This is a genomic window from Methylobacter arcticus (assembly GCF_050917435.1).
Classification (GTDB): domain Bacteria; phylum Pseudomonadota; class Gammaproteobacteria; order Methylococcales; family Methylomonadaceae; genus Methylobacter_A; species Methylobacter_A titanis.
The window spans coordinates 3,085,175-3,111,435 of the sequence record NZ_CP159583.1; the positions used below are offsets into that span (position 1 = coordinate 3,085,175).

26 protein-coding genes are annotated in these 26,261 nt (G+C 42.5%); 19 read left to right on the plus strand and 7 right to left on the minus strand.

The genetic code is table 11. The features are described from left to right. Nucleotides 1-8: 8 nt before the first annotated feature. Entirely contained in the window at nt 9-2,999 is a 2,991-nt protein-coding gene (locus ABXJ76_RS14665; RefSeq protein WP_432741471.1) for a Tn3 family transposase, read from the minus strand. 172 nt (nt 3,000-3,171) lie between these two features. Here ABXJ76_RS14665 and ABXJ76_RS14670 point away from each other — a divergent pair, with 172 nt between their 5' ends. Together ABXJ76_RS14670 and ABXJ76_RS14675 are read left to right on the plus strand one after the other, a co-directional pair. Beyond that, the gene (locus tag ABXJ76_RS14670) at nt 3,172-3,720 is read left to right on the plus strand and encodes a recombinase family protein (protein ID WP_432746534.1); all 549 of its coding nucleotides are present in this window, start codon (nt 3,172-3,174) and stop codon (nt 3,718-3,720) included. Between the two features lie 2 nt (nt 3,721-3,722). Next, complete coding sequence (locus tag ABXJ76_RS14675) at nt 3,723-4,436, plus strand: PaeR7I family type II restriction endonuclease (RefSeq protein ID WP_432741472.1); 714 nt, start codon at nt 3,723-3,725, stop codon at nt 4,434-4,436. Nucleotides 4,437-4,459: 23 nt separating this feature from the next. Here ABXJ76_RS14675 and ABXJ76_RS14680 read toward each other — a convergent pair whose 3' ends face one another. Next, nucleotides 4,460-5,209, minus strand: a complete 750-nt coding sequence (locus tag ABXJ76_RS14680; protein WP_432741473.1) for an IS5 family transposase — start codon at nt 5,207-5,209, stop codon at nt 4,460-4,462. Between the two features lie 342 nt (nt 5,210-5,551). Here ABXJ76_RS14680 and ABXJ76_RS14685 point away from each other — a divergent pair, with 342 nt between their 5' ends. Beyond that, a complete protein-coding gene (locus tag ABXJ76_RS14685) occupies nt 5,552-6,706 on the plus strand; it encodes a phospholipase D family protein (RefSeq protein ID WP_432741474.1) in 1,155 nt (384 codons plus the stop codon). Between the two features lie 54 nt (nt 6,707-6,760). Here ABXJ76_RS14685 and ABXJ76_RS14690 read toward each other — a convergent pair whose 3' ends face one another. The 5 genes from ABXJ76_RS14690 to ABXJ76_RS14710 all read right to left on the minus strand — a co-directional run bounded on the left by ABXJ76_RS14690 (nt 6,761) and on the right by ABXJ76_RS14710 (nt 9,190). Further along, nucleotides 6,761-6,988 (minus strand): hypothetical protein, encoded by a 228-nt coding sequence (locus ABXJ76_RS14690; RefSeq protein WP_432741475.1) that lies wholly within the window; start codon nt 6,986-6,988, stop codon nt 6,761-6,763. A gap of 51 nt (nt 6,989-7,039) precedes the next feature. After that, nucleotides 7,040-7,522, minus strand: a complete 483-nt coding sequence (locus ABXJ76_RS14695; RefSeq protein WP_432741476.1) for a toll/interleukin-1 receptor domain-containing protein — start codon at nt 7,520-7,522, stop codon at nt 7,040-7,042. 21 nt (nt 7,523-7,543) lie between these two features. Further along, the gene (locus tag ABXJ76_RS14700) at nt 7,544-8,491 is read right to left on the minus strand and encodes a caspase family protein (RefSeq protein WP_432741478.1); all 948 of its coding nucleotides are present in this window, start codon (nt 8,489-8,491) and stop codon (nt 7,544-7,546) included. Then, nucleotides 8,488-8,901 carry a TIR domain-containing protein gene (locus ABXJ76_RS14705; protein WP_432741479.1) on the minus strand — a complete coding sequence of 138 codons (414 nt, stop codon included), beginning with the start codon at nt 8,899-8,901 and terminating at the stop codon, nt 8,488-8,490. The genes ABXJ76_RS14700 and ABXJ76_RS14705 overlap by 4 nt, the downstream gene beginning before the upstream one ends. A gap of 64 nt (nt 8,902-8,965) precedes the next feature. Beyond that, nucleotides 8,966-9,190 carry a DUF2188 domain-containing protein gene (locus ABXJ76_RS14710; protein WP_432741480.1) on the minus strand — a complete coding sequence of 75 codons (225 nt, stop codon included), beginning with the start codon at nt 9,188-9,190 and terminating at the stop codon, nt 8,966-8,968. 137 nt (nt 9,191-9,327) lie between these two features. Here ABXJ76_RS14710 and ABXJ76_RS14715 point away from each other — a divergent pair, with 137 nt between their 5' ends. From ABXJ76_RS14715 to ABXJ76_RS14790, 16 genes are all read left to right on the plus strand, one after another. Continuing rightward, entirely contained in the window at nt 9,328-9,927 is a 600-nt protein-coding gene (locus ABXJ76_RS14715; protein ID WP_432741481.1) for a hypothetical protein, read from the plus strand. Then, nucleotides 9,924-10,349: a hypothetical protein gene (locus ABXJ76_RS14720; protein WP_432741482.1), complete on the plus strand. Its 426-nt coding sequence runs from the start codon at nt 9,924-9,926 to the stop codon at nt 10,347-10,349. Before ABXJ76_RS14715 ends, ABXJ76_RS14720 begins: the two co-directional genes overlap by 4 nt. Next, a complete protein-coding gene (locus tag ABXJ76_RS14725) occupies nt 10,342-11,103 on the plus strand; it encodes an ImmA/IrrE family metallo-endopeptidase (RefSeq protein ID WP_432741483.1) in 762 nt (253 codons plus the stop codon). The genes ABXJ76_RS14720 and ABXJ76_RS14725 overlap by 8 nt, the downstream gene beginning before the upstream one ends. A 1,112-nt stretch (nt 11,104-12,215) precedes the next feature. Then, nucleotides 12,216-12,437 carry a type II toxin-antitoxin system RelE/ParE family toxin gene (locus tag ABXJ76_RS14730; protein WP_432741484.1) on the plus strand — a complete coding sequence of 74 codons (222 nt, stop codon included), beginning with the start codon at nt 12,216-12,218 and terminating at the stop codon, nt 12,435-12,437. 72 nt (nt 12,438-12,509) lie between these two features. Then, nucleotides 12,510-12,839, plus strand: coding sequence for a helix-turn-helix domain-containing protein (locus ABXJ76_RS14735; protein ID WP_432741485.1), 330 nt, complete (start codon nt 12,510-12,512; stop codon nt 12,837-12,839). A 115-nt stretch (nt 12,840-12,954) separates the two neighbouring features. Beyond that, the gene (locus tag ABXJ76_RS14740; protein WP_432741486.1) at nt 12,955-15,627 is read left to right on the plus strand and encodes a DUF499 domain-containing protein; all 2,673 of its coding nucleotides are present in this window, start codon (nt 12,955-12,957) and stop codon (nt 15,625-15,627) included. A gap of 4 nt (nt 15,628-15,631) precedes the next feature. Continuing rightward, complete coding sequence (locus ABXJ76_RS14745; RefSeq protein ID WP_432741487.1) at nt 15,632-16,621, plus strand: hypothetical protein; 990 nt, start codon at nt 15,632-15,634, stop codon at nt 16,619-16,621. A gap of 224 nt (nt 16,622-16,845) precedes the next feature. Beyond that, complete coding sequence (locus ABXJ76_RS14750; protein WP_432741488.1) at nt 16,846-17,571, plus strand: TIGR04255 family protein; 726 nt, start codon at nt 16,846-16,848, stop codon at nt 17,569-17,571. After that, a complete protein-coding gene (locus ABXJ76_RS14755) occupies nt 17,558-18,250 on the plus strand; it encodes a helix-turn-helix domain-containing protein (protein WP_432741489.1) in 693 nt (230 codons plus the stop codon). The genes ABXJ76_RS14750 and ABXJ76_RS14755 overlap by 14 nt, the downstream gene beginning before the upstream one ends. A gap of 3 nt (nt 18,251-18,253) precedes the next feature. Next, entirely contained in the window at nt 18,254-19,126 is an 873-nt protein-coding gene (locus tag ABXJ76_RS14760; protein ID WP_432741491.1) for a hypothetical protein, read from the plus strand. Between the two features lie 225 nt (nt 19,127-19,351). After that, complete coding sequence (locus ABXJ76_RS14765; RefSeq protein ID WP_432741492.1) at nt 19,352-20,821, plus strand: hypothetical protein; 1,470 nt, start codon at nt 19,352-19,354, stop codon at nt 20,819-20,821. A gap of 3 nt (nt 20,822-20,824) precedes the next feature. Continuing rightward, nucleotides 20,825-21,523, plus strand: a complete 699-nt coding sequence (locus ABXJ76_RS14770) for a RusA family crossover junction endodeoxyribonuclease (protein ID WP_432741493.1) — start codon at nt 20,825-20,827, stop codon at nt 21,521-21,523. A 433-nt stretch (nt 21,524-21,956) separates the two neighbouring features. Next, entirely contained in the window at nt 21,957-24,743 is a 2,787-nt protein-coding gene (locus ABXJ76_RS14775; protein ID WP_432741494.1) for a DUF1156 domain-containing protein, read from the plus strand. Nucleotides 24,744-24,780: 37 nt separating this feature from the next. After that, nucleotides 24,781-25,029 carry a UPF0175 family protein gene (locus tag ABXJ76_RS14780; RefSeq protein WP_432741495.1) on the plus strand — a complete coding sequence of 83 codons (249 nt, stop codon included), beginning with the start codon at nt 24,781-24,783 and terminating at the stop codon, nt 25,027-25,029. After that, nucleotides 25,022-25,519 (plus strand): DUF3368 domain-containing protein, encoded by a 498-nt coding sequence (locus tag ABXJ76_RS14785; protein WP_432741496.1) that lies wholly within the window; start codon nt 25,022-25,024, stop codon nt 25,517-25,519. The genes ABXJ76_RS14780 and ABXJ76_RS14785 overlap by 8 nt, the downstream gene beginning before the upstream one ends. A 2-nt stretch (nt 25,520-25,521) precedes the next feature. Continuing rightward, nucleotides 25,522-26,022, plus strand: coding sequence for a hypothetical protein (locus ABXJ76_RS14790; RefSeq protein WP_432741497.1), 501 nt, complete (start codon nt 25,522-25,524; stop codon nt 26,020-26,022). Nucleotides 26,023-26,261: the final 239 nt, after the last annotated feature.

A 26,261-nucleotide genomic window follows, 5' to 3' on the forward strand; every position in this document is an offset into this window, starting at 1 on the left:
ATCATGATTCAGCTTTGATTATTTAAAGGCCTTAGCTTACCTTTTGAAATGAGATCAGTGAGTACAAAGGAATAGTGCCCTAACATATTTACGTGTGAATGTAGCAATGGGGACAACCTGGGAAAATCTCCTTCATTGATGTGGATACCCTGGCCTTTCATATGGTTTAACGCCGATTCCATGTATAGGGTATTCCAAAGCACAACGGCATTGGTGACAAGTCCTAAAGCGCCGAGTTGATCTTCTTGGCCCTCGCGGTAACGTTTGCGGATTTCACCCCGTTGACCATGACAAATTACTCGGGCAACGGCGTGCCTGCCTTCGCCACGATTAAGCTGCGTTAAGATTCGACGACGATATTCCTTGTTATCTATGTAATTCAGCAGATAGATGGTTTTATTGATGCGCCCCACTTCAATAATCGCTTTGGCCAGACTTGAAGGCCGTTCGCTTTTGAGCAATGAACGAATTAGTTCTGACGCCTGGATGGTACCCAGTTTAAGCGAACCGGCAATACGCAACATGTCATCCCAATGTTGCGTAACGCGGTTCATTTTCACCTTACTTCTGGCGAGCTTATCCAGTGCGCCATAATCGGCATTCACATTAATACGCCAAAAAACAGATTCGCCTGCATCCGCCAACCGTGGTGAAAACTGATAACCCAGCAGCCAAAAAAGCCCAAAAATCATATCGCTCGACCCTGCAGTGTCCGTCATGATTTCAGTGGGGTTCAAGCGGGTTTGCTGTTCCAGCAAGCCTTCCAAAACAAAAATTGAATCTCTCAATGTTCCGGGGATGACAATCCCGTGAAAGCCAGAAAACTGGTCGGATATGAAATTGTACCAAGTGATCCCTCTATCCGAGCCAAAATATTTTTTATTGGGCCCTGAGTTGATGGTTCGGACCGGTGTCACAAAGCGCATGCCGTCCGCCGATGCAACTTCACCCCCGCCCCAAGATTTTGCCAGTGGTATGCTTGTGTGATAATCAACCAGCTGACTATTGGCACTCGTCAATGTTTCAGCGCGCATGTAATTCTGCTTCACCCAGTTTAGCCTATGACGCGTTAAGGCAGGAATATTGTGTTTGATCAAGGGCTCAATGCCGATATTGCAAGCCTCGGCTATCAACACGGCACAAATGCTTATGGCCAGATCGTCAGCACGCGCATTGGATTCACTGACATGCGTGAACGTATCGGCAAAACCGGTGTGCGCATGGATTTCCAAAAGCAATTCGGTCAAATCGATCGGCGGCAGAAAACTTGTGACTTGCAGGCGCAACTGGATCAGGCTTGGCGGTTCCTCCAATTGGTCAAGATTAGTGATGGTCAGCGTTGGGGTGTCATCGACGGTTTCAATACGCACGGCATCATTTGTGGAAAAGTTTGCTTCGGCTTGTTTATAGGCATTATCGAGGGATGATGACAGGTTTTTGGTAGCCTCATCGGCCGTCAACGAATGGCCAAGCGCCCGACAAATTTGCAGTTTGTTGGCTTCCCAGTGTTCGCCTCGCAATAGTTTTGCCCTGGGATCGCTCCAGCGGTCGCTGGCTTCAACATAAATGTCACGACGCCGCAGATTATCTTGTAACCTGTCCAATACGCACAAGGTATAAGCTTGCTTGTTTACCTGACCATCCTTATTAAAAACTAAGCGACGCCAAGATTTTAAAACAATATCAACTGGGGCATCTTTCAGGGATAGCTTCTGTTTACCATCCAATTGGCGTAAATAATTGAGCGCTTCAAGCAGGGTTGTTCCGGCTGGAGCGGCCTTGAAGTCTATTTTATCCAACAGGTGCGGCAAAAAACGGCGAACTCTGCCATATTGCTCGACCATTTCGTCATAATAATTGTTGTCCGGTGCCCGTGCCAATTCATTAATGGTGGCAATAGATTGAAGCATATTCTCTTTGGGTATTTTTGTGAAAAGGGCATCGCGCAAATCATTATCACTACCTGCGCCATTCAACATAAAAGCACAGGCTTCCGCCAAAATGAGTGCCGACCTATCCAAGTCTTTCATGGTGCGCAAACGTTTCTTGCGCCCATTTTTTTTGGCCTCAGCGGTCACTTGGGTGATCAGCAAATCAAGTACGTCAAGCGCATCGTCGAGCGCGGCTATTTCAAAAGCATAAACAAAAGCAACAAGGGTTGCGATGCGCCTCTCCTCTGGCAAGCGTAAAATTTTATGCATGGAGGCCATGCCTACATAACGGGCCAGATTTTTTAATCTAATCAGCGGAATATGCTTTAATCTGAGCGTATGGACACCAAAGTTACGAAGTTCAACATAGCGATTAATCGCAGCGGTAAGAGATGGCCCACTGATACTGACTGGGCCACGACGTAATAGGTCAAATTTTGAAGACCCGGCGCCATCTGGCACTTTTAAAAGATCCTTCAGTTTTGATTTTTGAGCATCATTGGGCAAAGCTGCCAAACGTTGCCATAACCTCTTGTTAGTCCTTTTCTTAATTTCTGAGATCAAGCGCGAAAGTGTCGTTGCGCCAGGCAGAAGGACTTTATTATCAATCAGCCAGGCCGTTGCAAAATCAAACATGACGCTGGGGCGTTCATTGCTGATCCACGAACGGGCATAAAGTATGCGGCTTAGCTTGAACCGCCAAGCAAAGCCATTGAAATCATGGTAGCCATATCTATCTTGTATTTCAGCGCTATGTGCATAACGGGTAGGTTTCCGCTCCAAGTATTTATACAGGCAGCCACTGTCTATGTCGCCAATTTGATGTGCCACAAAAGCACAAACACCGGGCGGCACGTTAGTTGGGTCGGTCAGGAAGGTGCCCAAAAACCGCACTGTTGTCAGTTGCAGCGCGAAACCTAACCGATTATGATCCCAACGCCGATTGTTGATTATCGAAATATCAGCATTGTCCAAATGGAAATATCTGGCAAGTTGATTGTCATTGGGCTCACCCGAAAACAATCCGTAATGGCTTCGTTGTTCTTTCGTAAGGAATTCTATTGGCATTACGTTTGAAATGGGGGGCAAAAAATCGAGGGTTTTCTTTACTGCTGGATTTACCATGACAGAATGCCTTGGCTGGTGCATTATAGGGTAAATAAACTCGGTAAAACTATCTTAGTTAAGATAATATCGTCTTCAATGAGTATATTAACTATTACGGACTCTACAAATACTCATTGGCTATGCGCGTGTTTCCACCGATGATCAAAATTTAAATTTACAACAGGATGCTCTTAACCAAGCGGGTTGTGAATGTATCTACGAAGATCAAATAAGTGGTGTTAAAGCTGAACGCCGTGGATTACAAGAAGCTATAAACTACGCAAGGCCTGGAGATACTTTAGTGGTATGGCGACTGGATAGACTGAGCCGCTCATTGAAAGACTTGATTGAGATGGTGACGCTATTGGAGTCAAGGGGAATTGGATTGAAGAGTTTACATGAAGCTATGGACACTTCATCAAGTTCTGGAAAACTGATTTTTCATATTTTTGGAGCGCTTGCAGAATTTGAACGCAATCTGATTCGTGAAAGAACACAAGCAGGACTTAAAGCAGCTAGGGCAAGAGGCCGTACAGGCGGAAGACCAAAATCACTCAGCAACGACAAGCAGGCACTTGCCGTTAAGCTGTATGATGAGAAAAAGCATACAATAAAGCAGATTTGTACAATGATGGGTATTTCAAAGCCGACTCTTTACGCGTACTTGAAGCAAGAAAAATAATTATGGTGCTCAAAACAATGCTTTTTTACAGAAGCGCATCATTACAGAGGCTAGCGTTACTTTTCGTACCGCTGGACTTCAAACCCCAAGGTGAACGTGCAGGCGTGACAGGCGGTAAAAACATGGACGGCTTCATGGCACTGATAATCGATATTGTTCGAGCCAATGGATTGGCGCATGCCCAGATCCACCAGGAGCGAGCGGTACTGACGCTTCCTGGATACTTTCGCCCAACTAAGCTATGGGATCTTTTGGTGATTCACAAGGGTGAGCTAATCGCGGCCATCGAATTGAAGAGTCAAGTCGGCCCATCCTTTGGTAACAACTTCAACAACCGCACCGAAGAGGCTATTGGTACTGCACACGACCTTTGGACGGCTTATCGTGAAGAGGCGTTCGGCAAACAGCCACGTCCATTTGTTGGTTGGCTAATGATGGTTGAGGATGCACCTAAGTCACGCTCACCGGTCAGGGATGCGTCACCACACTTTCCTGTTTTTGATGAATTCAAGGGCGCATCGTACCTCAAGCGGTATGACGTGCTGTGTCAGAAACTAGCTAAGGAGCAGCTCTATACAACTGCCGCCCTCATCGCGTCGCCGCGTAGTGCGGCCGAGACAGGAGAGTTTTCGGGGATGTCTGCGATGACAAGCCTCAAGACATTTGTGACCGCCTTCGCTGGGCATATTGCAGCAGAGGCTGCACGACTAGACTAAGAAGCTGTTTGGAAATTATCGCTTCAGGCCAAACGATTAACCATGATGCGAGTCATGGCGATGTAAATCCAAGCTTCATCGGTGCGAATCAGTCGTTCATAGGTTTTGCTGAGACGACGCGAATGGTTTAACCAACCAAATGTTCGTTCGACGACCCAGCGCCTGGGCAGCAAAGTAAACCCACGGGTTTCTTTTGGACGTAATACTACCACCAGGCAAAATTTAAAACATTCAGCTGCCCATTGAACCAAACGACCACTATATCCGCCATCCACCCAAATCTTACGTAACTTTTTGCAACTGCCGGGTAGATGTCGTAGCAATAGGCGAGCGCCATCGCGGTCCTGCACACTGGCAACTGTCACCCATGCCACTAACAGTAGGCCCAGAGTATCAACCAAAATGTGGCGCTTGCGCCCATTGACGCTTTTTGCCGCATCGTAGCCCCGTACTCCAGGTGTTGCCGTACCTTTAACGCTCTGGCTATCCAGGCAACCTGCGGTCGGATGTTTGTGACGGCCCAGTTTTTGTCGCAATCTTGATCTCAGTAAGTCATGGAGACGTCTCCAGGTGCCATTACATGACCAGCGATAGAAATAATAATAGACTGCCGTCCATTGGGGAAACTCTCGTGGTAACTGACGCCAATGACAGCCTGTCTTCAAAACATAAAGGATAGCGTTCAACACTTGGCGAAGACTCAATTGCCGTGGCCTGCCTACCAGTGACTCAGGTAAATGCGGCTTTAAATAACGCCATGCTCCATCACTCAAATTGCTCGGGTAACGTTTTTTTGGCTCATACTACGATTCCATTATAAAAATTTATAGTTTATGGGCGGAAAAACGAATTTCCAAACAGCTTCTAAGACATACCCCGTCGATTTCTCTGATAATTGATTAGATAGATCGACTGAAGTTTGACCGGCTTACTAATACCAGTACAAAACTTTCTTCTTATCCTTCCGGTAAAGCACACCAACCCCTAAAAGCTGAATAGCATAACCCATGCCGCCTTATCGTAGCGATAAGTAAGATTTTTTCCTTGATGACGTCCAACCGGGCAATTACCGGTCACGTTTACTGGAATACAATAATAAAAAAATGGAGAAAAACGTGACGATATTTTTACATCCGGACACAAAGAACGAGCTAACTAACACCTTCAGGGAGGCCTTTCTCCATGCAACTGAGATTTTCTCGCTTTCAGCATACCTGCGGGAATGGGAAGACTTCAATCTATCAAAAGAATGTAAAGCCGCAATTTTGGTGGTGGGAAAAGATTTCGGAATCACAAGAAAAATTGCCCTCAGCAAAGCACTGGAATGGAAAAAAAAGAACAATCGCATTGCTCATGTTTACGTGGCCGATAAAATTGACGGTTATCATCCAAAGATACTTCTTTGGGCACAAATGATTGATGATAAAAAAAAGTGGTTTTTAATTGTGGGTTCCTCAAATTTGACGCTTGCTGGGTTCGCGTCAAATTATGAGGCAAATATTAAGGTTGAAATTACTGAGGTAAATTACCGAACAATAACAAAATGGATAGCATCAATCCTGGCATTATCTTGCCCTGTTACAAAAGCCTGGATTGATGCATATCAGGAAGCGAAAAATTTACCGAAAGTGAAAGCGCCGACTGTGCCATCAAAAATTACAGGGTTACAGCTTCCTGAATACCCTGGCCTTGCAATAGCGTTAGCTCAAAGAAGAGAAACATTTTACGAGTTTGATGCTGTTGTCAGACAAAATTTGATAAACGCAATCAACGATTGCGCTCAAGGTGTAAAAAAAGATAAGGAGTTTTACGAATGGCTAATTACAAATTGGAATGGCAGTGCGTGGAAATACCAAGGTAGCGGCGTGTTCCGTAGGCAATGGGATGACACAAACTGGACAGCATTATGTGTTGGATTGGTTGAAATTCTGAATTCAACACCAGCAAATAGAGATGTAATAGTACAACGAGTTTATGACCGCTTAGAAGATGCAGGAGATGTGGCTGCAAGAAAAGCTGTTTTGACAGAAATGCTTTGCCACTTCTTCCCAGATGCATATCCATTGTGGAATACCCCTATAGAGAAGTGGTTAAAGCACAAAGAAAAGTGGCCTAAGCAAAGAGGCTTAACTAAGGGCACAAGATATATCCATCTGGCTAAAATTTTAAGGGAAGCACTTAAAGCCAATCCTGATTACCCAGCGAGGAATCTAGGCGAATTAGATCATGTTATCTGGGGATATTGCCACTCTGTAGGGTTGGTTGGCTAGAGCCCAGTGCAAAAATCTCTTCTTATCATTCCGGTAACACTTCACCGCCAACCACTAAAAGCTAAATAGTACGCCACATGCCACCTTATCGTACCGGTGCGCAAACTTTTCCTTGATAATGTCCGTTAAACCGGACATTTGTCCGGATAACTGGAAATTGGCCAGATAATAATCACCGACCAGGCTGATAACCACAAACCCGATCGCTCCGAGAATAATTGCCGCCTGTGTTCGGCCGGAATAGGCAATAATGATAAGAATTTCTGTAAAGTATTCTTTCATAAAATAATCATATAGCCGCAGTCATTTGCCGTTGTTCATATAGATTGAATGCTACTGCCTTAAACTTGCTCGAAGTGTACGGTAAAATTCTTGCGTACTTGAATGGCGAGCAGAAGAAATAGATTCTAATGTGTAAGATTTCCGCAAATCAAACTCCTTCATTGCGGTCTTTGAAGCATTAGCATACGCATCTAGGTCATTTTTAGTTTTTAGATATGGCCACTTTTTTAAATATTCCGGCAGTGCCGTATTATCATCAGCAAAGGTTGCTATCGGATGATCTTTTTCAGTGGCCATTCCAATTTCCCAAGGTACCCACCAAGAGCCCTTTGTATTTTCAGAAACAACAGCCATGAGCTGGGTACACTTGCCCATCTGTTCCCGTAAATATTCGCCAAGTTGATCACCTGCTTGGGAAGCGTTCGGATCGATAAGATCAAGGTAGCAATCAATCTGGTGATTTGCTTTTAAATGGTATGAGATTTTTCCTGCCAATACAGAATCGGCTTGTTGGTGCGAAACAAACACTTTCATAAATTATTCCTTTAAAATGCGTTACAGTTTTTTTTCATTTACCAATCGCCAGTATTGATACCCTAAAGCTGTAAGTCTGCAAGATTTTGAATTAATTGCGGCAAAATACATAAACTCAGCGTCAACGGGGATGACCAAACCAACGCTTTGAAATTTCTGTAAATCTTTAAATATTTTTATATTATCTTCTTTTGCACTTGGCTCGGTATCTTCATATGTTGGGTTTAGAGGATGTTCGGAAGCAGGCGTTAAAAAATACTTGGTTATTTTTCGTATCGTTTCAAGGGGAACTTTTGGAGAAACCGTTCGTAAAGACGTAAAGCTTGATACGTTCGTTTTAAATATAGGCCTTTGATCCCATGAGCCTAATGCTTCATCAACATAGGCATAAAGAGAGCCTGGAGTGATATTTCCACGAATATCAGCTGCCCCACCTTTTAAAGCATCGACTACTAAAGAGGTGAATACGCCCGAGCCATTTACCTCAATCGCATATTCAGAGTCTCGACTAGCGGTAAGTACTGATAAACCTTCTGACAGCTGGGCAATGCTGTTGCCTAATATGCTCGGCGAACCAAGTGCACCAGAGTGGCAACAATCAAGAATAATTACTTTGTTCTTTGCTTTGGAAGCATTGGCCAAAGTAAGAACATCATCCATTGAAACGCCCTCATCATATTTTTTTGCATCTGTAGTTACAAGATAGCCACCAGTGCTTTTGATATAACCGTGACCAGAAAAATACAGCAAAGCCATATTTGAATCCCCAGAAAATAAGCTTTCTATAGACTCCCGTAAAGTTGATCTGGTAACACTTGAACTTGGTGATGTCATCATTTTTACACCGAAATTCGGCGAGCCATCACCATGCGACTCCAAGATAGTACCAATAGCGTTTGCATCATTAACGCAACCATTTAAAGGTGAGTTCGGATAATCATTAATGCCAACAATAAGTGCTTTTTTCATGATTTGTTTTTACCTTGCTTCATCATTTGATCCACAGCATTGCCAATACCGTCCCATGTCCATTGGATGACACGGTTTCTATTGAGTCCCGTAGGAAGTGTACTGCTGGTATCAGCACCATCAACATAGACGCCAAACACAGGGACGTCCTGCGACCGCGCCATTTCGATTTCTTTCACAACCCCTATTGCTGTTGCCATATGTCTGCCCACCAGTACGATCATCATATGAGTCTTGTTTATCTTGGCTTTAACCAGTGCTTCCCACTGAGCTTGTGGCATCGGTGATTTAGCCGACCAGTCTTCGTGCGAAAATGGTGTCTTTGAATGAAATGCCTGACCAGCAAACAGCACTTTTTCGCTGCTGTTATGGTCTACGTCAAAACTGATGAAAGCGCGTGGTTCTGCCATTGTTTATATCCTTGCATGTAAAAAATATTCATGGCGACAATTATCGCCATGAATTATGGGTTGTTTATCCTTTCGGTGGATACGGATCATTTCCGTAAGAGTTTTTTTCGCGAATCCGCCCGTTTTCTCCGTGAATCATAAGTTCTGATTTTTGGTTCTGTGCGATACTACGGCCACGATCTATGGCCTCCTGTTGAGTTGAATGAACTGACGTGGCTTTGCTATTGCCAGCGCCTTTTACGGCCCAATCGTCACCGTGTGGAACAACGTGTTGATTTTTCTTACTCATAAAGGTGACTCCCAAAATTAAATGATACTTACATCCACTTAGGCGGGCAAAACTTGGAACACGGACATTTATAAAAAATTGTCCGGTTTTTTCAATTTATCCGCCTATAACACCGGGCATTTATTGGAAGTTAAAAATTGGAAAATAAGAATAATACGGTATCAGAGTTCGATAGAGTTACTGTTGCTATAGAAAAACTGACAATACCTGAATGGAACCGTTTGCATAAAGCAGAAAAATCATTTCTTTTCGGGACTGGTTTTTCAGATGTAAACGACCTTTTAAATGAAACTTTTTCCCGTATTCTCAATAGGAGCCGGAACTGGAGATCTGATGTACCTTTCGTAACATTTGTTATTAATGCGATGAAAAGTGTTGCTGATGGAGACCGTAACCTTATTTATAAGGATGAAGAAATATTGGCAGCAGACTTGCCAAATAATAGTCCAGATTCAGACCGCGACCCACTTGAGCGATTTGGTAATAAAGCCCTATCTCCTGAAACAGTCATCGCAACAGAAATAGATAGGGCGTTAGCTGAAAAAGACTTGAAAATTATAGAAGAACATTTTAAAGGAAATGATGCAGTTGGATGGGTGCTTATGGGCATTGAAGATGAAATGTCGGCATCAGAAATAATAGAAATGTCAGGTATGACTAAAACACAATATGAGAGCGCACGGAAAAGCTTCCTTCGAGGATTGGATAAACTTTTCCCAGGCAGGAGACAAAAATGAGCAGCATAAAACGCACCGCTGCCGATAAATTTAGTTCTTTACGAAATGCTGTGGCTAATGAAATATTATCTATGACTGATGAAGAGATACTGGTGGATGCAAGGAATAACGATCTTGATCCTAATGAGATTGCTTTAACTATGAAGTCTAAAGCGATGGACATGATCGCAAATATTCGAAAACAAAAACTTAAAAGTATTCGTGAAAATCTAAATACGGCAAAACCAAAACTTGTTAAATCAAACGTTACTTTGAATATTGAAGAAAAGAAAAAGAAAATATTGGAGTTTTTTGCAAAGCCTAATACAAATTACTCACTTGCTTTTCGTAATGGTGAACGACAATCCGAATCAGATTGGGAAAGTTTATGGGATGACATTGTTGAACAAGGTTTGTTAGATGATGAAAGTTCAGATGATTGATTCTACAAAACTATCAAAATCTGAACGTATACTTTGGAACTACGGGATTACCGATCCAGCTGAAATTGATTTAGAAGCTATTGCTTTCGGCCTTGGTGCTACAGTACGTTATCGAAAGCTGGATGGTTGCGACGCGAGAATTGTAGGCAATACAACCACCGCCACTATTTCTATAAACACTAATTCTTACCCAGCACGACAAAGATTTTCTCTTGCCCATGAAATTGGACATTGGTACGAGGATCGCAGAACAGGCGTTTTGCCATGTGCGGCAGAAGACATTGGGCCACAAAATGCAGAGGCAAGATCAAAAGAGGCGACAGCTAATGCTTTTGCCTCCCAATTAATTTTACCGGACTATTTATTTAAACCGATGGCTTTAGGTCGTCCCCCAAACCTTGATACAGCTTCCTGTCTTGCCGAAAAATTTCAAGCCAGCCTGACAGCAACCACAATTAAATTAGCCAAAGTTTCTCCAATAATAACCATAGCCGTCTGCCATAGCCAAACACAACGGGAATGGTTTGTTAGAAGTAATGCCGCATTAACATCAGATCTATGGCCTATTAAGCAGATACACCATGATACAAATGCGTTTGAGCTATTGTTTGGTGATTCGTCGAACAAAAGTACGCCAAAAAATGAGCCTGCAAATAAATGGCTAACAGGTTTAAGTATTTTTAATTCAACTGTCAAAGTGCAGTCAACAAAACTACCAGATGGTACCGTTCTTAGTCTTTTGTTTGTTATTTAACAAATACAAGGGGGGTGATCAGCACGAAAAGTAACACTAACACCTCACGAAAAAGCATTGCCGTATGAAAATAACCACGACAAAAAAGGCCGGAATCAACCGGCCTTTTCGTCAATAATGGGTCTTATTGCGGCAGTTCCAGTGCCTTTTCAACAGTCTTGTGTTTAATGCTCTTGAGCGCTTTAGTGGACTTAGGAGCGTCTCCAACCTTTCCTTTCCGGTTTTCACCGTTTCCCCGGCTTTTTTTACTTCTGCCGGCACAGCTTCAGTTGCTTTTTCCTTTACCGCTTCTGTTTTTTCAACGGCGACTGGCGCTACTTCGGTGGCTTTACCGACTAATTGAAGACATGATGAACACGCCGGAACAATTCGATAACAATCTCGAACTACTGGAAGCACTAAATCGCGGTTTCCATGATGAGTCGAAAAAAATAACGGCTAATTCGCATTAGCCACGAAATTCTACTCCCATTCCTATATGGAGAGCATGCAAAACCGGGGGAGGCATTAAACCGATTTTATCATTGATATTTGAGGTGACGGAAAACAAGTTTTTTCCGTATGGACTTCCGTTAAGCCTATAGACCGCCAGAAAGTATCTGATCTGCTCCTGCCTCTCCCTCAAATAATGTACGAAAACTATTGTCGGATTTACTCTGACCATTTTCACTATGTGGAAATTCTTTTTATGGAGTTTTCCGTACATGCTGGTTGGCTATAAGCGCGTGTTCGAATTTGATACATCCCCGTCTGTCACTGTTCAACAAACGGTCAATTTCTGGACAGTCTTGAAAGATGGTTTTTTACGCCTTTTTTAAGCCATAAAGCGTTAATGTATCCGTCAACTTATCAAAACAAGGAAATTATCAATAAATCAAAAGATGGGTGATACTTAAGGAGGTGTGATCATGCCAAACCAATTGGAATATTTGCCAGTATTAAATACAAATCCATCACCTTAAAAAGTATCTTATCAATCTTGATAAAATATTCCTTATTTGGTATATTTCATCATGGTTAATATTTCAAACATACCTCGCACCAAACCGCTACATTGAGTAGGTTCCGCGAAAAAAGATTACCTCGACTTTCCTGACCCATTGCAAAGCGACATGGGCCATGCCCTTGGTTTGGCACAGATCAATGGCAAGCACCCCAAAGCCAAGCCTTGGAAAGGCGGTGGGCCGTGGGTTTTCGAAATAGTCGAAGACCATCGCGGTGATACCTATAGAGCAGTTTACACCGTGCGTTTTGTTGGTGTGGTTTATGTACTGCATGCCTTTCAGAAAAATCAAAAACCGGAATTAAAACGCCGCAACCCGATATCAACCTGATTACCGAGCGACTTAAACGCGCTCAAGCCGATTATGAGAGCACCCAAAGCAAAGGTCATACTGGAGGACGATATGAATAATAAAGATATAACCCACGGCACCGACAATGTTCACGACGACTTGGGTTTTGTAGACGCCACTGAACGCCAGACTAAAACGCAGCTGGCGTTTACCATCAACGAGCTGCTCAAAAGCCGCAAGCTCAAGCAGCGCGAAATTGCCGAATTACTGGGCATTCCACAACCCAAAGTATCAGCGCTTAAAAATTACCGGCTGGATAACTTTTCGGTCGAGCGCCTGATGGAGTTTTTGACTGCCTTGGATCGGGACGTTGAAATCATGATCCGGCCACGGGCAAATAACGCCAAAGCGGGACATATCTCTGTCCTGGCTGTGCAATAAATACCTTTAAAATCAGTGCAATATTGAGCAACGATAAAGCGATTAATTCACTTTATTTAACTTTACATTTTTTATTTTAGGTTCAAAAAGAATCAATCATCATCAAGGATTTAGGATGCTCGGCCTCAATTTACGAAGCGAATTTACCGGAAAACGTTTAAGTGGAACAACTATCGATTTTAGCAACAAGCAAGGCACCGGGGCGCTAGATAGAAGTGCCAGTGCTTTTCTTGATATTACTTATCCTTCAATTGATTTACTTAAAACGATAGAGGCCGTTGAGCCAGGAAAATCAAGACCAACGGTAATAATCGGTGCGCGAGGACAAGGAAAATCACATTTGATGGCAGCAGTGTCTCACATGCTTAAGGATAGCGTTGCTGGTCATCATTGGCTTGAAGAATGGGGCAATCGTTTAAGCAATCCTGATATAAGTAAGTTATCACTTCGTACTGACATGGATGTTATTGTCGAAAGTCTCCATTTACATAACTACAAATTTCTCTGGGAATTGTTGTTTGATAAACACCCTCATGGCAGCTTTATAAAAGGTAAGTGGGAAGGCCAAGGTGACAATAAAACAGAAGTACCTGGCTATGAACTGTTGGTTGAATTATTTCAATTCCAGCCAACGTTACTTATTCTGGATGAGTTCCAAACCTGGTATGAAGGCTTAACCAATAACAAGCAATATCCTTGGCGTAATTGGGCATTTAATTTTATTCAGATACTATCGGAAATTGCTGAAAAAAGTCCTGATCTATTTGGCTTGGTCGTATCTGTCAGGGACGGTGTTTCAGATGCCGCTCAACAAATTTACCGCGTTAATCCGGTAAGGATCGATTTCAAAGGCCCACAAGCAAAACATGATCGGCAAAAGCTGTTGCTCTATCGGATATTTGAAAACCGTATGCAAATCAGCGAAAACGACATTAACAGCATCATTGACAATCACATTAATGAATACTTCCGCTTAAACCATGTAACCGGTTCAGAGCATGAAAAGGTCAAACAAGAATTTCTTGATGCTTGGCCTTACGCACCACATCTATTGAAGTTACTTGATGATCAAGTGCTAATAGCAACAGAAACTCAAGAAACAAGAGATCTAATAAGAATACTGGTTGATGTCTTTAAAACAGCGGGTAAGGATTCTCCTATCATTACTGCGGCTGATTTTTCCATAGTCAACGAAAATAGCGGCGTATCCTCATTGCTTGATTCGGTTGCAAATCAAATGCAACGCAATCTAAGAGACAAAGCGTTGCGTAACTTTGAAGCTGTTCGCGATGCTATGGCTAGTTCAAGCAATGCAATACTGCACTTAGAAGCTATTTTAAGTTCACTATGGTTGCGTTCATTATCAATAGAATCCATGGCCGGTGCAGAAGCTCATCAATTACAAGTAGACATAACTCGCAACAAACCGATTGATGATAATCAGTTTCAAGCTGAATTGGCTTTAATTGAAGAAAACAGCTTTAATATTCACCGTAAAGGCAATCGACTGGTCTTCTTAAATGAAGAAAACCCGCAAGCAAAACTAATGGCCCACGCCAAAAATGACCGCTTGTTTGAAAATAACGAAGATCAAGATGCCTTAGCCAAAGAAATTCGTTATGTGTTGGCAGGATCAGGCGACGCTTCACAAAATTATCGGGTACTTATTTTAAAACGTAATTGGAACAAAGATCCCTGGAGTGACTTTGAAGAGCGGGATCAACCCCAAAATTGGGATAGCCGAATACCCGTTATAGTCATTCCAGCAAGTGACGTCAGCGATGCCGAATTAGGTAAATGGCTTAAAAATCACATCACTAAAAATCGCAATACGGTACGTTTTTTGTTAGCCAAAAAAGGCTTGGAAAACGTATTTTACGATAAAACATTATTGGTTCTTGCCCGTGCCGTTTTTCTCGCAGATCAATGGAAAAAGGCAGATACAGAATACGCCACCCTATACAGCAAATTCCAAAAAGAGCTACGCGATCAACTTAATACTCGCTTTGATCGTTTTGCCATTCTGGAAATCTGGAATTTTGCCGAACCCCAAAAATGTGAATTTACTACGACCAGTCATAATACTGAAGGCAGCAAAATTTTAGGGGCAATACAGGACATCGTTCGGCGTGAATTGTTTATCCCAGAAGAATTTAAAGAGCGAGTCTTTACCAGTGCCAAAAGTAATCACTCTGTCGCTCAAGTATTAAACCAATTGAAAGAACCTACATCAGGTGGCGAACCCTCAATTCCTTGGTTAGGTGAAGTAGAGGCTAAGGAAGGAATTATTCACTTATGCTCACAAGGTAGCGTAGCCATTAATCTTTTGGGTAGGGAAATGATGGAAAGCCGAGCCGGTGAATCAGAAAATGATGCCTGGCAACGTATGAAAGGTCGTTTGGCAACAGGTCGGCAACTTGAAGAAACGACCCTTCATGAACCGGGTACCCATGTGAGTAGTGGTGGCACAGCACCTATTTTACCGCCCCTTACAACGCCCGCTCCGAGTGAACCACCAATAGGTGGTGAGAATCCAGTTTATGTACCTCCCGTGTCCGGCTTATTTGGTGGACCAACACAGGGTATTATGGAACGCAAACATTTAAATGCCCCCAACACCTCATCACTGACGCTCTTAGGTAAATTAGAAAGCTGGGGAATTAATCCCGGTAGTCAAGTACATGGCTGTAAATTATCTATAGATAAATTAACCGGAGCACAGTTGCAGGAATTGTTAAAAAAATTGCCCGACGGAATAACCTATTCCTTAGATTTAGAGAAGGAATAGCAGAATGAATCAGGCATTATTGACCAAAATATTTGGCTTACCTGCTGAGCGAGCATGGCAGGCTATTTTTGATAATTTATGGGAGACATTTTCCTTACCCATTCGTCCTGATATAGTTGACGCCATCACTACCGAACGCGATAAAAGCATTGAGCAACTCGACAATATCCTGTCCGGCAGTGCTTGGGAATTGTGGCAACAGTTTGAGCAAAACGCCCCACTTACCAGTCGGCACTTAAAACAATTCTGGGCTAACCGTTCTGATGGCAAAGCCATCCTTATTTTGGATGCCTTGTCGTTACGGGAACTGCCTTGGTTACTTGAAAATGCAGAAAAACGAGGCTATACGCTTCATAAAGCCCACACAACCGCAGCAGAAATACCGGGCAACACTAATCCCTTTGCAAAAGTTTTGGGTTTCGGTCAACGTTCAAATCTTGAACACAATTTAGGCAAAAGTGCCGAATTTCCGTCCGCCTGGACAGAAACAACCGACATGCCCTTTGCAGATTGCAGCGCCTTAATTAAAGCTGATCCCAATATCATTTTTTGGCATCATTGGCCGGATAGTCAAATACATGATCTGGCCGATAGCGGTGATGGTTATCGTAAACTTTCAAAAAATGCAGCTGCGCAACTTTCGTCTGATGATTTCTGGCAATTTATAGACCGCTTGGCGACAGGTCGAAGAGTTATTATTACCGCCGATCACGGCTATGCACATTCGGGTATTTTTCCCGATGTTGTTCACAAAGATCAGGCTGAGTTTCTAAAAGAGCGTTTTAAAAGTGGACGCTCAGTACCCAGTCCAGTCAATTCAACCAGCCATTACTGGGTTCCTCCGTTAACTCAAACCATCAACTCGCAACATGGTCAATGGGAACTGGTTTTAGGGCGTAAAAAATGGAAAAGCCAGGGCGGTTACCCAACATTAACGCATGGCGGGCTTTCGTTACTGGAAATGGCTGTGCCGTATCTTGAGCTTTCTAAATGATTAGGCAATATTGCAGTAATTAAGAATGCTTGAAATAAGAGTTTTTTAAATAGATAGTCGTATTATATTTGGCTAAATGCTACACTAAATGTGTAAATACACCTGTAAAGGGTAAACTATTATTTAACAATGATGCTATGACTAATAACTATCCTCACTATAAGCTTCACCAAGACCCCTTGTCTTTGGTTCTATGCCAGGTAAGGTTCAGCAAAGTACGTACAATGCCTGAACTAATCCCGCAAATTCATGATTTGCTCCGCAAAGAAGGGTTTCCTGAGGATGTGAGTAGCACAGTTCAACAAGTTATCATTACCCCTGATGGCATGCCTCAAATCATACCCAGAAAACAGGATGAATTTCGATCCAAAGACAATAAATGGAGTCTTGTAATAAGCGAGGATATGTTGGTGCTAGTTACAACAGCCTATGATCGCTTTGAAGGCTTTGCCGACCGACTTAAACGTAGCCTGGAAATCGTTGATCAAGTAGCAGGAATTAATCAAGGCCTAGTCAATCGAATTGGTTTGCGTTATGTAGACGTCATTAATCCTCAGCCTGGTGAGACCTTTAGAAACTATTTGCAGCCTAGTCTTCATGGACCCACATCTTCTGTGTTTACTGACCTGAATAATTGGTTGCATCTTGAATCCGTTGGGCGTACTGCGCTTGGCACAATGATTGTTCGCATTACACAAAATGATCAAGGAGTCGTGTTGCCACCGGATATTATTCATAAGCCAATGATCTATAAAATGAAAGTTGAAGCTGGAAAATTAATAACTCTCGTCGACAGCGATCACTTTGTCGAAGGTTCATGGGATTACGATTTACCTAGTATCATAAATACAACTAATGAGCTACATGAAACTATTAATACTGCATGGTTCAATGATTTAGTTACGCCGGAAGCATTAAAAATCTGGGGAGCTAAGCATGTTGAATCATAGTTATAGAACCGAAAGTAATAGTCGTCTTCCTAGCCCGGAATTCATGCCGGGAATTAATGCCAAAACAACAGGTATTTTGTTATTGGCAGGAACGACTTTAGGGTTAGCTACAATGGTGCTTTTGCCATGCAGCTCAACAAATATAGACTCCTCCACTAAACAGACCGGATCTGATCAAAAGATATTCATAGTCGATCAATCGCCACGTCTAATTGAGGATCATAAATCGACTGACCTCAATGCCATTCCATTCAGCGAACACGCCTCTTTAGTGAGTACAGCTCTCGGCCTGGGCAAAAGTGATGTAGCACGTATCTTCGGCATCTCGCGCCCGACGCTTTATTCTTGGATAAAAGGCACCAGTGAGCCCAGGGAAAACGATCATCCTGAACGCTTAAGTCTGTTAGGTGAATTAACCAGAGAAATTTGTAAAGAGACTTCCAGGCCACTCTATCATCGCTATGTCGAAGCACCTTTGCCTAATCAGACAGATAGTATTTTTGCGCTTCTTCAAGCTGATCACTGGGATTTACCTCAAATACGTAGTTTGTTAACTGAAGCACGTCGCTTAACGTTAGAACGCGATCAACGCTTAGGGCATGATATACCTGTCAATGTTAGCAAGGCCAAACAGGAAACCAATCTGCTCGATAATAGTATTGCTTTAAATCTTGGATAGCTGATGGCAAATGATATTCCAGATAGCGCTGACCAAGTAGGCTTGGAAGGCTGGCGACAAGGTAGTCTAATTACACCAACTAAAGCAAGCCAAATCACTGACGCCTCTATTGATTATTTTAATCACGTTGTATCTTCCGATACTTGGCTCGTTGTTCTCACTCAAGACTGTGACCTTGTGCGTAAGATCGAACAAGAGCCATACGTAGAAATATTGGCAATAACAAAACAGTCAGCATTGCCCAACAACGCCATGCGAGGCCAAAGCGCCCGGTTACTTCATTTGACCATTAATGATAATCAAGTAACCCAATGGTTTGAATGCAATATTCATGACCGTTTTCGTATCAAAAAAGCTTCTCTGCTTGGTTTGGATTGTAACTCGACAACAGTATTAGAAGAAAATGAGCTTCGCATGTTGCGGCAATGGTTAGCCAGAAGATATACCCGTGCAGCCTTCCCGGATCATTTTGAAACCCATCTTGCTTCGACAAAAGGCCAAGTAAAGAGCCTTTTCAAATCACAAGCAGCAAAATTAATTAGCACCGTTTATATTGCCATTGATAACGAAGAGGCGGATTCTGAAGAAGATTATGTTATCCATGTCAGATTAACAGCCTTGGCTGAAGATTTGGCTGACGATGACAAAAGAGAATCTATCGATGACTTTGAACAGCGTTTTATAGCTGCGTTCACCAGTCGTCCACATATACGTTTTGCATTGATCTATCCCAATGATCCTGACAGTTACGATATTCGAATCTTATCCGAAGAAGATGTAACCTTAAGCATTCTCCGTCAATACAAGCGATTTGATGCGGATTATCGAAGCAGTGATGATGACGCTTCTCCGCCAGAGGGGATTGAAATCAATTGAAAAACAAGCCTCAAGTGAATTGTATTTTCTGTAATTAGGATAATAAATAAAGTTGTATTTATGGTTTGAAACTAATAACAACAAGAAGGATACACAGGAAAATCATGACTAACAAAAATCAGTTGAAATTAAATCTAATTTCCAAGCATGACACACTTTCGTTATTAGAAATGACCGTGCCTTATATTGAGTTATCGAAATGATCGCACAGTGTTTGCAGTTTTGATGGGCGCCAAAAAATCAGAATTAGGGCGAGAAGAAAACCATCTTGTCAAAGCCACACTAATTGTCAATGACACCAAAATTAGTGGCGTGCCTTGCAAGATATACTTACCCGAAAGAATTCACGAGAAACCTTATTTAATATTAAAACCCTCTAAGGATGACGCCACCAGTCTAATGGTTTCCCATAAAGGTGCCTTACAAGCGAATGTTGTGGGTTTTAATAATGAAATACAAATTAGTTTTGAAGCGCCGGAAGTCTATTTTTCAGGAAGTTTCACAAAATACTGGGGTGATGATATATCAGATAACACGATTCCCGGTGAACCTCAGGATCTTCACCTTATACAATATTTTAAGGCTGATGAGAGCCCAGAAAAAACTCGGATAGTCTTCTGGGTTAGTGCGAATCCAGTTCTTACACCTTTCATGAGCCAGATAAGTTCATATACCGGTGATCTTGAATACAAAAGAGCGCTAAACGTAGAGTTTACGTTAACGGACAAAATAAAACTCGTTTTTGATAAGCATTTTCGCTCTAAGACTGCTAAAAACGGCGATTTCATACAATGGTCGTTTTTGGTTGCTTGTGCCGAGATTGATAGCCCCGCTGCTGATGCAGAGACAATTAAAAAGGAAGTATTGCCTGATATAGATGATTTTTTGTTGATTGCCTCTTTTGCTGCCAGGCAGCGGACTGCCTGCTTGGGTTGGGCTGCTAGTGATCAAAAATCACAGACAACATTTTACCGAGGAAATTATGTTTTTCCGCATGTTGATCGAGATGTTGACCGTAATGATACCCTAATTGATATTTCTAATATTGAGAGATTCATGCAGACTTGTTACCCAATATTTTTACAATATGAGAATAAACTGGCACTTCGTAATGCTCTTAATTCTATTGTTCCATCACAATTCAGCGTGTTGGAAGTTTCTTTTCTCAATATGTTTGCGGGATTGGAAACTCTAATACTGGATTTTAGAAGGCGGGAGTCTCATGAATTTGTTCTACCAGAAAACAACTGGGCTGTATTGAAAACATATCTTCAAAAGTGCATTAAGCAATCTACTGAGCCAAAGCTTAAAAAACAAGAGAGGAATTCCATGTACTGTAAACTTGAGGAATTGAATCGGGTTTCCTTACGGGAAGCATTTGATCTGTTCTGCAATAATCATTCGATTTACCTTGCTGATTTGTGGCCAGTCTTTAAAGAAAATGGACAAGTTGGACTTGCCGATATCAGAAACAGGATTATCCATGGAGATCCATTTCATCACGACATGATGTACCCGTACCCGCTAATCATCGCGAATGAACACCTTAAATATGTTCTTGAAAGGGTACTATTAAGAGTTCTCCAATGGAGCCTCCAAGAAACAAAGGTTAACCCCGCTTATCTTCAGATGAACACATTAACGATTAAAGATATGCTTTCCGAGCGTGCAAAGCTTTCTGAATATATTTGTTGAACTATGCAGAATGCATTTAATAAAAGCAGCTTTCTAAATGGTGAAATAAAATTTATTGCGCCAGTAAAACCAGTTTCATCACAAAATAACGGTGTACAAAAAAGAACATTTAGAGATGAAATACAGAAAATAACATCTAAATCTCAGTACATAGTTACAGGCACCTGTTGGGTTGCAATCGATTATTACTGTCAGCATATAAAACGGCAAAAAAATCCAGGTGTTTACGACATGGATAATATTGTTAAACCAATTCTCGATGCTCTCGTAGGGATGAAGGGATTAATAGTCGATGATGTGCTGGTAGATCGTGTGACAGTGAATTGGATAGACACGCCTCATGATGATCACATTGAAATAGAAATTCAATACCCTGATCTTTTGTTTGTAAAAAAATCAGACCTATTATTCATTAAATCTGAATCGGGATGGTGTTGGCCTGGGCCTAATCAGCTATTTGCAATTGATGGATTTTATCAGGTGATCAGAAAGTATTTTGAGATTTGGGATTCGATAAAATCGGAAAACGACTATTACAATTTGGTCTATATGCTGCCAATTCAACCATTTTTATATTATTCAAAAATAAAAGATAGAGATTACATCTTTGTTGAATTAACGAAATTGGATAATGGCGGCTTAAATACAACCAACATAACAAAAAACACTAAGGAAAATCATGGCCAACAAAACCAAAGCTGAACTCATTGCCGAGCAAGTCGCATTAGCAGTAAATGCAGGTGCTGAATTGCATTTGGAATCGGTTGATTTCAGCGATCCAAATCGGCCAAAAACGTGTTTGGAAGTTGATTTTCCGATATTACCGATTAACCAGATTGCCCAAATTGAAGGCAATGCCGGCAAGCCGATTTATCAAATGTCTAAATGGTGGGCACGGCGGCGTTCCAGTGTGTTTCGGGCAACTTTAATTGCAGCGGCAACCAAAGCCCCCGATGACAGTGCTGAAGCCGCCAAAATAGTTTGGGATGCTTATTACGGCAATCACCAAAAAAACGCTGCTTTCAATAAACTCAAAGTCGCCGACATTTTTATGGGCGGCGGTACGACTCTGGTTGAAGGTGCGCGACTGGGTATGCAAATGGTTGGCAACGACCTTAATCCGGTTGCTTGGTTGGTGGTTAAAAATGAACTGGCTGATGTTGATTTGGACGAGGTGCAAAAACTATTCGACCATATTGAAAAAGAAGTTAAACCGCAAATCATGCCGTTTTACGCCTGCGAAGGCCCCAATGGTGAAAAAGGTATCTGGACAAATACGGTAACCAATCAAGTAATGGAGGATGATTTCGATCCTTTAGTGTTAACGCCTGAACAACGCAAAGATTATGCTTACAATGGGCCGGAAGTGATTTATACCTTCTGGGCAAAACATGCCCCTTGTGCTGCTCCAGGCTGCGGTCATCGCACCCCGCTCATGTCCAGTCCGGTGGTAGCGGTTAAATCGTTGTCCGTTAAAACCTGGTTAGGCGTTCGTTGTAGAAAATGCGAGCAACCCTTTGATCTGGAACAACAAGAAGCTCGTATGGCTCCCGATGCGCCGTTGGTCGTAGCCGACACCGAAAAGCCTTACGCCGTTATGGATCGTGAAGGACATTATCAATGTCCTCATTGCCAACATGAATATACAGACCTACAAGCGGCAACCAAGAACGAATCCATCTACCTGCCGAAAAAATTGCGTAAAAATAAAAAAATCGAAATGTCCTTGCTGGTGCATCCTAATTGGCTGAAAGGTGCGCCAGGCAAGGATGATCAAGGGCTATTGGGGGGTACAGCGACCAGCGATATTGATTCTACAATACGCTGGAATGAACTCAGAGAAAAAACACTGCGATTGGTGGAAGTCAGGGGAGATTTGCCGGATGAAATTACTTGTCCTGAAACTGGCATTACTTTTAGTACAAGTGCAGGAACGATTCCGAAAAATGCCAATTTTACTTGTCAGGAAGCTACTTGCGGTCAACAACAAAGTACTTTGTCAGCGATTAGCTCATCCGGCGCAACCGGGGCAATTGCAGCTTATGCCTTACAATGTTATTCACCTGTTAGATATGAACAAGGCGTTCCTTACAATGGTCGCTATTTTAAAGCAGTGACCGAAACCGATTTACAGCGGCAAAATGCAACTCTGCAAGAATGGGAAGCGCGTAAAGACACAGATTTAAAAAATTATTGGCCTAAATCTGAAATTCCTTTTGGTCACATGACTCACCAGCGGCAACCTTTATCGCAGCATGGATTTACTCATTGGTACAAGATGTTTAATCATCGCCAATTGTTGGTTCACGCTCTCATTTTAAAAGCCATAGATTCGGCTTATGGATATACAGATTCAAGCCGTGAAATTATATTAGGCGCATTCCAACAGTTTTTGGCATACGAGAATTTGTTTTGTTTTTGGCATAAGTCACACGATCATTTTGCGCCTCATCTATCCAATAACAATTATCATCCCAAAAATATAAGTATAGAAGTAGGTGTTTTTTCTCCGGTTGGTTATGGACCTTGGCGTTCTGCCAAATTACCGACTCTTGAAGCATTAAGATGGAAGATTGAGCCTTGGGAACTTTTACCCAACAACCTGTTAATTCAAAGTAATTCTGATCTTGCCAAATTAGTTACTGGCAAAAGCGAAAAAATATCACCAAATGACCCCGTGCTATCGGGGACGACAGTAAGTTGTGGCTCTTCAACAGACCTCAATCAGTACCAATCTGAAACCTTTGATTTAGTCATTACTGATCCACCTTTTGGAGGCTTACTCTACTACGCCGAATTAGCTGATTTCTTTTATGTTTGGTTAAGGCTGGCTTTAAAAGATAAATATCCTGAACATTTTGCCGCTGAATACACACCTAAAGCTTTGGAAGCGGTAGCTAATCCTGCGAGCCATCCTGATGATGCCGATCTGTTTTATAAACGTGTTTTGACGGAATGCTGGCGAGAAGCGTATCGGTTATTAAAAGCGGGCGGCATTCTATCCTTTACCTTTCATCATAGTGAAGACGAGCCTTGGGTGGATGTGCTGGAAAGTTTATTCGATTCCGGTTTTTATTTGGAAGCTACCTATCCGATCCGTAGCGATGAAACTAAAGGCCAAGGTGAATTTGGCTCTAAAACAATCGAATACGATATAATCCATGTATGCCGAAAACGCACCGAGCAGCCTAGTCGCATTAGTTGGGCGAGGTTGCGCCGCCAGATATTAAGCGATGTCCGCCAGTTACAAAGCATATTAGAACACCATCAAAATGATGGCTTGCCCAAAGCCGATATTCAAGTCATTAAACGCGGTAAAGCGTTGGAGTATTTCTCACGCCATTACGGGCAAGTGTATGTCGAAGAAGGTCGTGAGTTTACCGTTAAAGAAGCGCTGGTCGGTATCAATCAAATTTTGGATGACCAAGATGAAGGTGAATCCGGCACAACGCCGGTCAACTGTGAACCGATTACCCGGCAATTTTTACGCATTTTTTCCGGAACTATGGAAGTACCCCGCGACCAGATGCAGAAATTCTTACGCGGCACCGGTATTGGCCCCAGTGATTTTGTCAGTCGGGGTTGGTGCGAAGAGAAGAAAAAAATCTTTCATTGGTTATCACCGCTTAGTTTTGCTCAGACCAATGCCGACAAAGCCAAATCACTCAATAAAGATATGGATCAAGCGATGTTATTAGTCGGTGCCTGCTATGCTGACAGTGGCATTCAAGTGAAAAAATTACTCAATGAAGACTTTAAACCGCATCCAGCTTTAGGTGACTTATTAGATTGGTTAATTCGCAAAGGTGGCAGTATAGAATTACGCAATGCTGCCACTACAGCACGCCAACTTCATAACAACTGGTCGAATAAGCATCAGGATGTTATTCAAAAACAATTAAGCTTATTTGATCTGGAATAATTGACCACGAAAATCACCTACTATCAGGAGAAAGTTAATGCAAATGATCGTGAACTATCCCGAAAAACTACCCGATGCCTTACAACAATCGTCAGAACAATTTGAACACGAGGCGAAAATGGCGATGGCAGTTAAGATGTATGAACTTAAGCGTATTTCCAGCGGAACTGCTGCGGCACTTGTCGGCATGGAGCGGGTGGCATTTTTACTCAGTTTACATGACTACGGCGTCGCCGTTATTGATTTGAGTACAGAAGATCTTCAATCGGATTTTGCCAATGCCTGAAGCAAAAGAGCTGGTGATCAACACTACGCCCATCATTACTTTGATTGCAGCAACGGGCTCTTTGGACATGTTACCGCTTTTATACAGCCGGGTGTGGGTACCTTTTGAGGTATGCCGGGAAATTCAAGCAGGCGGTGCAGATGGTTTTGCAATTACTGAGTTTGACCAAATGGCTTGGCTACATAAGCAAAACCAGCCAGTAAACATCCCTTTGCTGCTGCAAAATTCGCTTGATGTCGGCGAAGCCGCCGTCATCCAATTGGCTTTGCAACAGGACATACCGTTGGTGGCCATTGATGAAACAGTGGGGCGGCGCTTTGCCCGCCTTTCGGGATTAAGTCTTACCGGCTCTATCGGTATTTTGTTGAAAGCCAAAAAAATGGGTTATCCCCTTTCTATGACGGATGCTATCCGTCGCATGCGCCAACGTGGAATCTGGCTGGGTGATAAGATGGTTGAATTTGCCTTGCATGAAGCTGGGGAAAAATAATTATGAATGCAGCATTGCGTGACGATGTTTGGAAGCGCCGGGGTATCAGTGTGCTATGGGATGGCGACACGCTATCTCAATTTAACGCAGCCTCTAAAATCATTAGTTTACGGCGTTTTTTTGAGCTGTATGAGGCCGGTTGGCCAGAAGACGATATGCCGTTTATCAATGATAGTGCAGTAATGGTGGCAGGTCTGGATGTAATGATCGATGCGTTGACACCGGATGAAGTAGTGGATTGGGTCGAACAACAGGTTTACACCAAAATACAAAGCTTTCAATCCAGTGTTGATAATTGTGCCTTAATTTTCTGGATGGCGGAGAAAAGTCGCTGGTTAGAGAATGCAAGTGAAAACAGTTATAACTGGTGGTTGAGCGGTAATTATAGACAACAAAATTTCCCGATAGGTCGTTGTATCTGGAATGGCGCTCAAAATGGGGTCAAGCGTATAGAATCGTCACAAGGCCAGTGGTTGGGTCTTTATCATCAACGTATTTCGTAAGATTTGATGATGCTGATTAAACCGGGTGATCGTGTTAAACATGCGTCTTTTGGTCAAGGCGTTGTTATCAGTCTTGCGGATGATTATGCACGAATATTTTTTGCTGAGGGTGAACGTCAGGTACCGTTACAAGCTTTACAAGCCCTTTTAGGCCGTAATGAGACGGTAGTTACTCATGTACAAGGCGGTGAAACTCGGGCCATTAAAGCCTGGTTGTGTTGGCAAGCTCACGAATTACC

Coding starts and splice junctions, on each gene's coding strand:
- ABXJ76_RS14665 (WP_432741471.1), bottom strand. CDS start 2,999: ATGCCAATAGAATTCCTTACGAAAGAACAACGAAGCCATTACGGATTG.
- ABXJ76_RS14675 (WP_432741472.1), top strand. CDS start 3,723: ATGGTGCTCAAAACAATGCTTTTTTACAGAAGCGCATCATTACAGAGG.
- ABXJ76_RS14690 (WP_432741475.1), bottom strand. CDS start 6,988: ATGAAAGAATACTTTACAGAAATTCTTATCATTATTGCCTATTCCGGC.
- ABXJ76_RS14695 (WP_432741476.1), bottom strand. CDS start 7,522: ATGAAAGTGTTTGTTTCGCACCAACAAGCCGATTCTGTATTGGCAGGA.
- ABXJ76_RS14700 (WP_432741478.1), bottom strand. CDS start 8,491: ATGAAAAAAGCACTTATTGTTGGCATTAATGATTATCCGAACTCACCT.
- ABXJ76_RS14705 (WP_432741479.1), bottom strand. CDS start 8,901: ATGGCAGAACCACGCGCTTTCATCAGTTTTGACGTAGACCATAACAGC.
- ABXJ76_RS14710 (WP_432741480.1), bottom strand. CDS start 9,190: ATGAGTAAGAAAAATCAACACGTTGTTCCACACGGTGACGATTGGGCC.
- ABXJ76_RS14720 (WP_432741482.1), top strand. CDS start 9,924: ATGAGCAGCATAAAACGCACCGCTGCCGATAAATTTAGTTCTTTACGA.
- ABXJ76_RS14725 (WP_432741483.1), top strand. CDS start 10,342: ATGATTGATTCTACAAAACTATCAAAATCTGAACGTATACTTTGGAAC.
- ABXJ76_RS14730 (WP_432741484.1), top strand. CDS start 12,216: ATGGGCCATGCCCTTGGTTTGGCACAGATCAATGGCAAGCACCCCAAA.
- ABXJ76_RS14735 (WP_432741485.1), top strand. CDS start 12,510: ATGAATAATAAAGATATAACCCACGGCACCGACAATGTTCACGACGAC.
- ABXJ76_RS14740 (WP_432741486.1), top strand. CDS start 12,955: ATGCTCGGCCTCAATTTACGAAGCGAATTTACCGGAAAACGTTTAAGT.
- ABXJ76_RS14745 (WP_432741487.1), top strand. CDS start 15,632: ATGAATCAGGCATTATTGACCAAAATATTTGGCTTACCTGCTGAGCGA.
- ABXJ76_RS14750 (WP_432741488.1), top strand. CDS start 16,846: ATGCCTGAACTAATCCCGCAAATTCATGATTTGCTCCGCAAAGAAGGG.
- ABXJ76_RS14755 (WP_432741489.1), top strand. CDS start 17,558: ATGTTGAATCATAGTTATAGAACCGAAAGTAATAGTCGTCTTCCTAGC.
- ABXJ76_RS14760 (WP_432741491.1), top strand. CDS start 18,254: ATGGCAAATGATATTCCAGATAGCGCTGACCAAGTAGGCTTGGAAGGC.
- ABXJ76_RS14765 (WP_432741492.1), top strand. CDS start 19,352: ATGGGCGCCAAAAAATCAGAATTAGGGCGAGAAGAAAACCATCTTGTC.
- ABXJ76_RS14770 (WP_432741493.1), top strand. CDS start 20,825: ATGCAGAATGCATTTAATAAAAGCAGCTTTCTAAATGGTGAAATAAAA.
- ABXJ76_RS14780 (WP_432741495.1), top strand. CDS start 24,781: ATGCAAATGATCGTGAACTATCCCGAAAAACTACCCGATGCCTTACAA.
- ABXJ76_RS14785 (WP_432741496.1), top strand. CDS start 25,022: ATGCCTGAAGCAAAAGAGCTGGTGATCAACACTACGCCCATCATTACT.
- ABXJ76_RS14790 (WP_432741497.1), top strand. CDS start 25,522: ATGAATGCAGCATTGCGTGACGATGTTTGGAAGCGCCGGGGTATCAGT.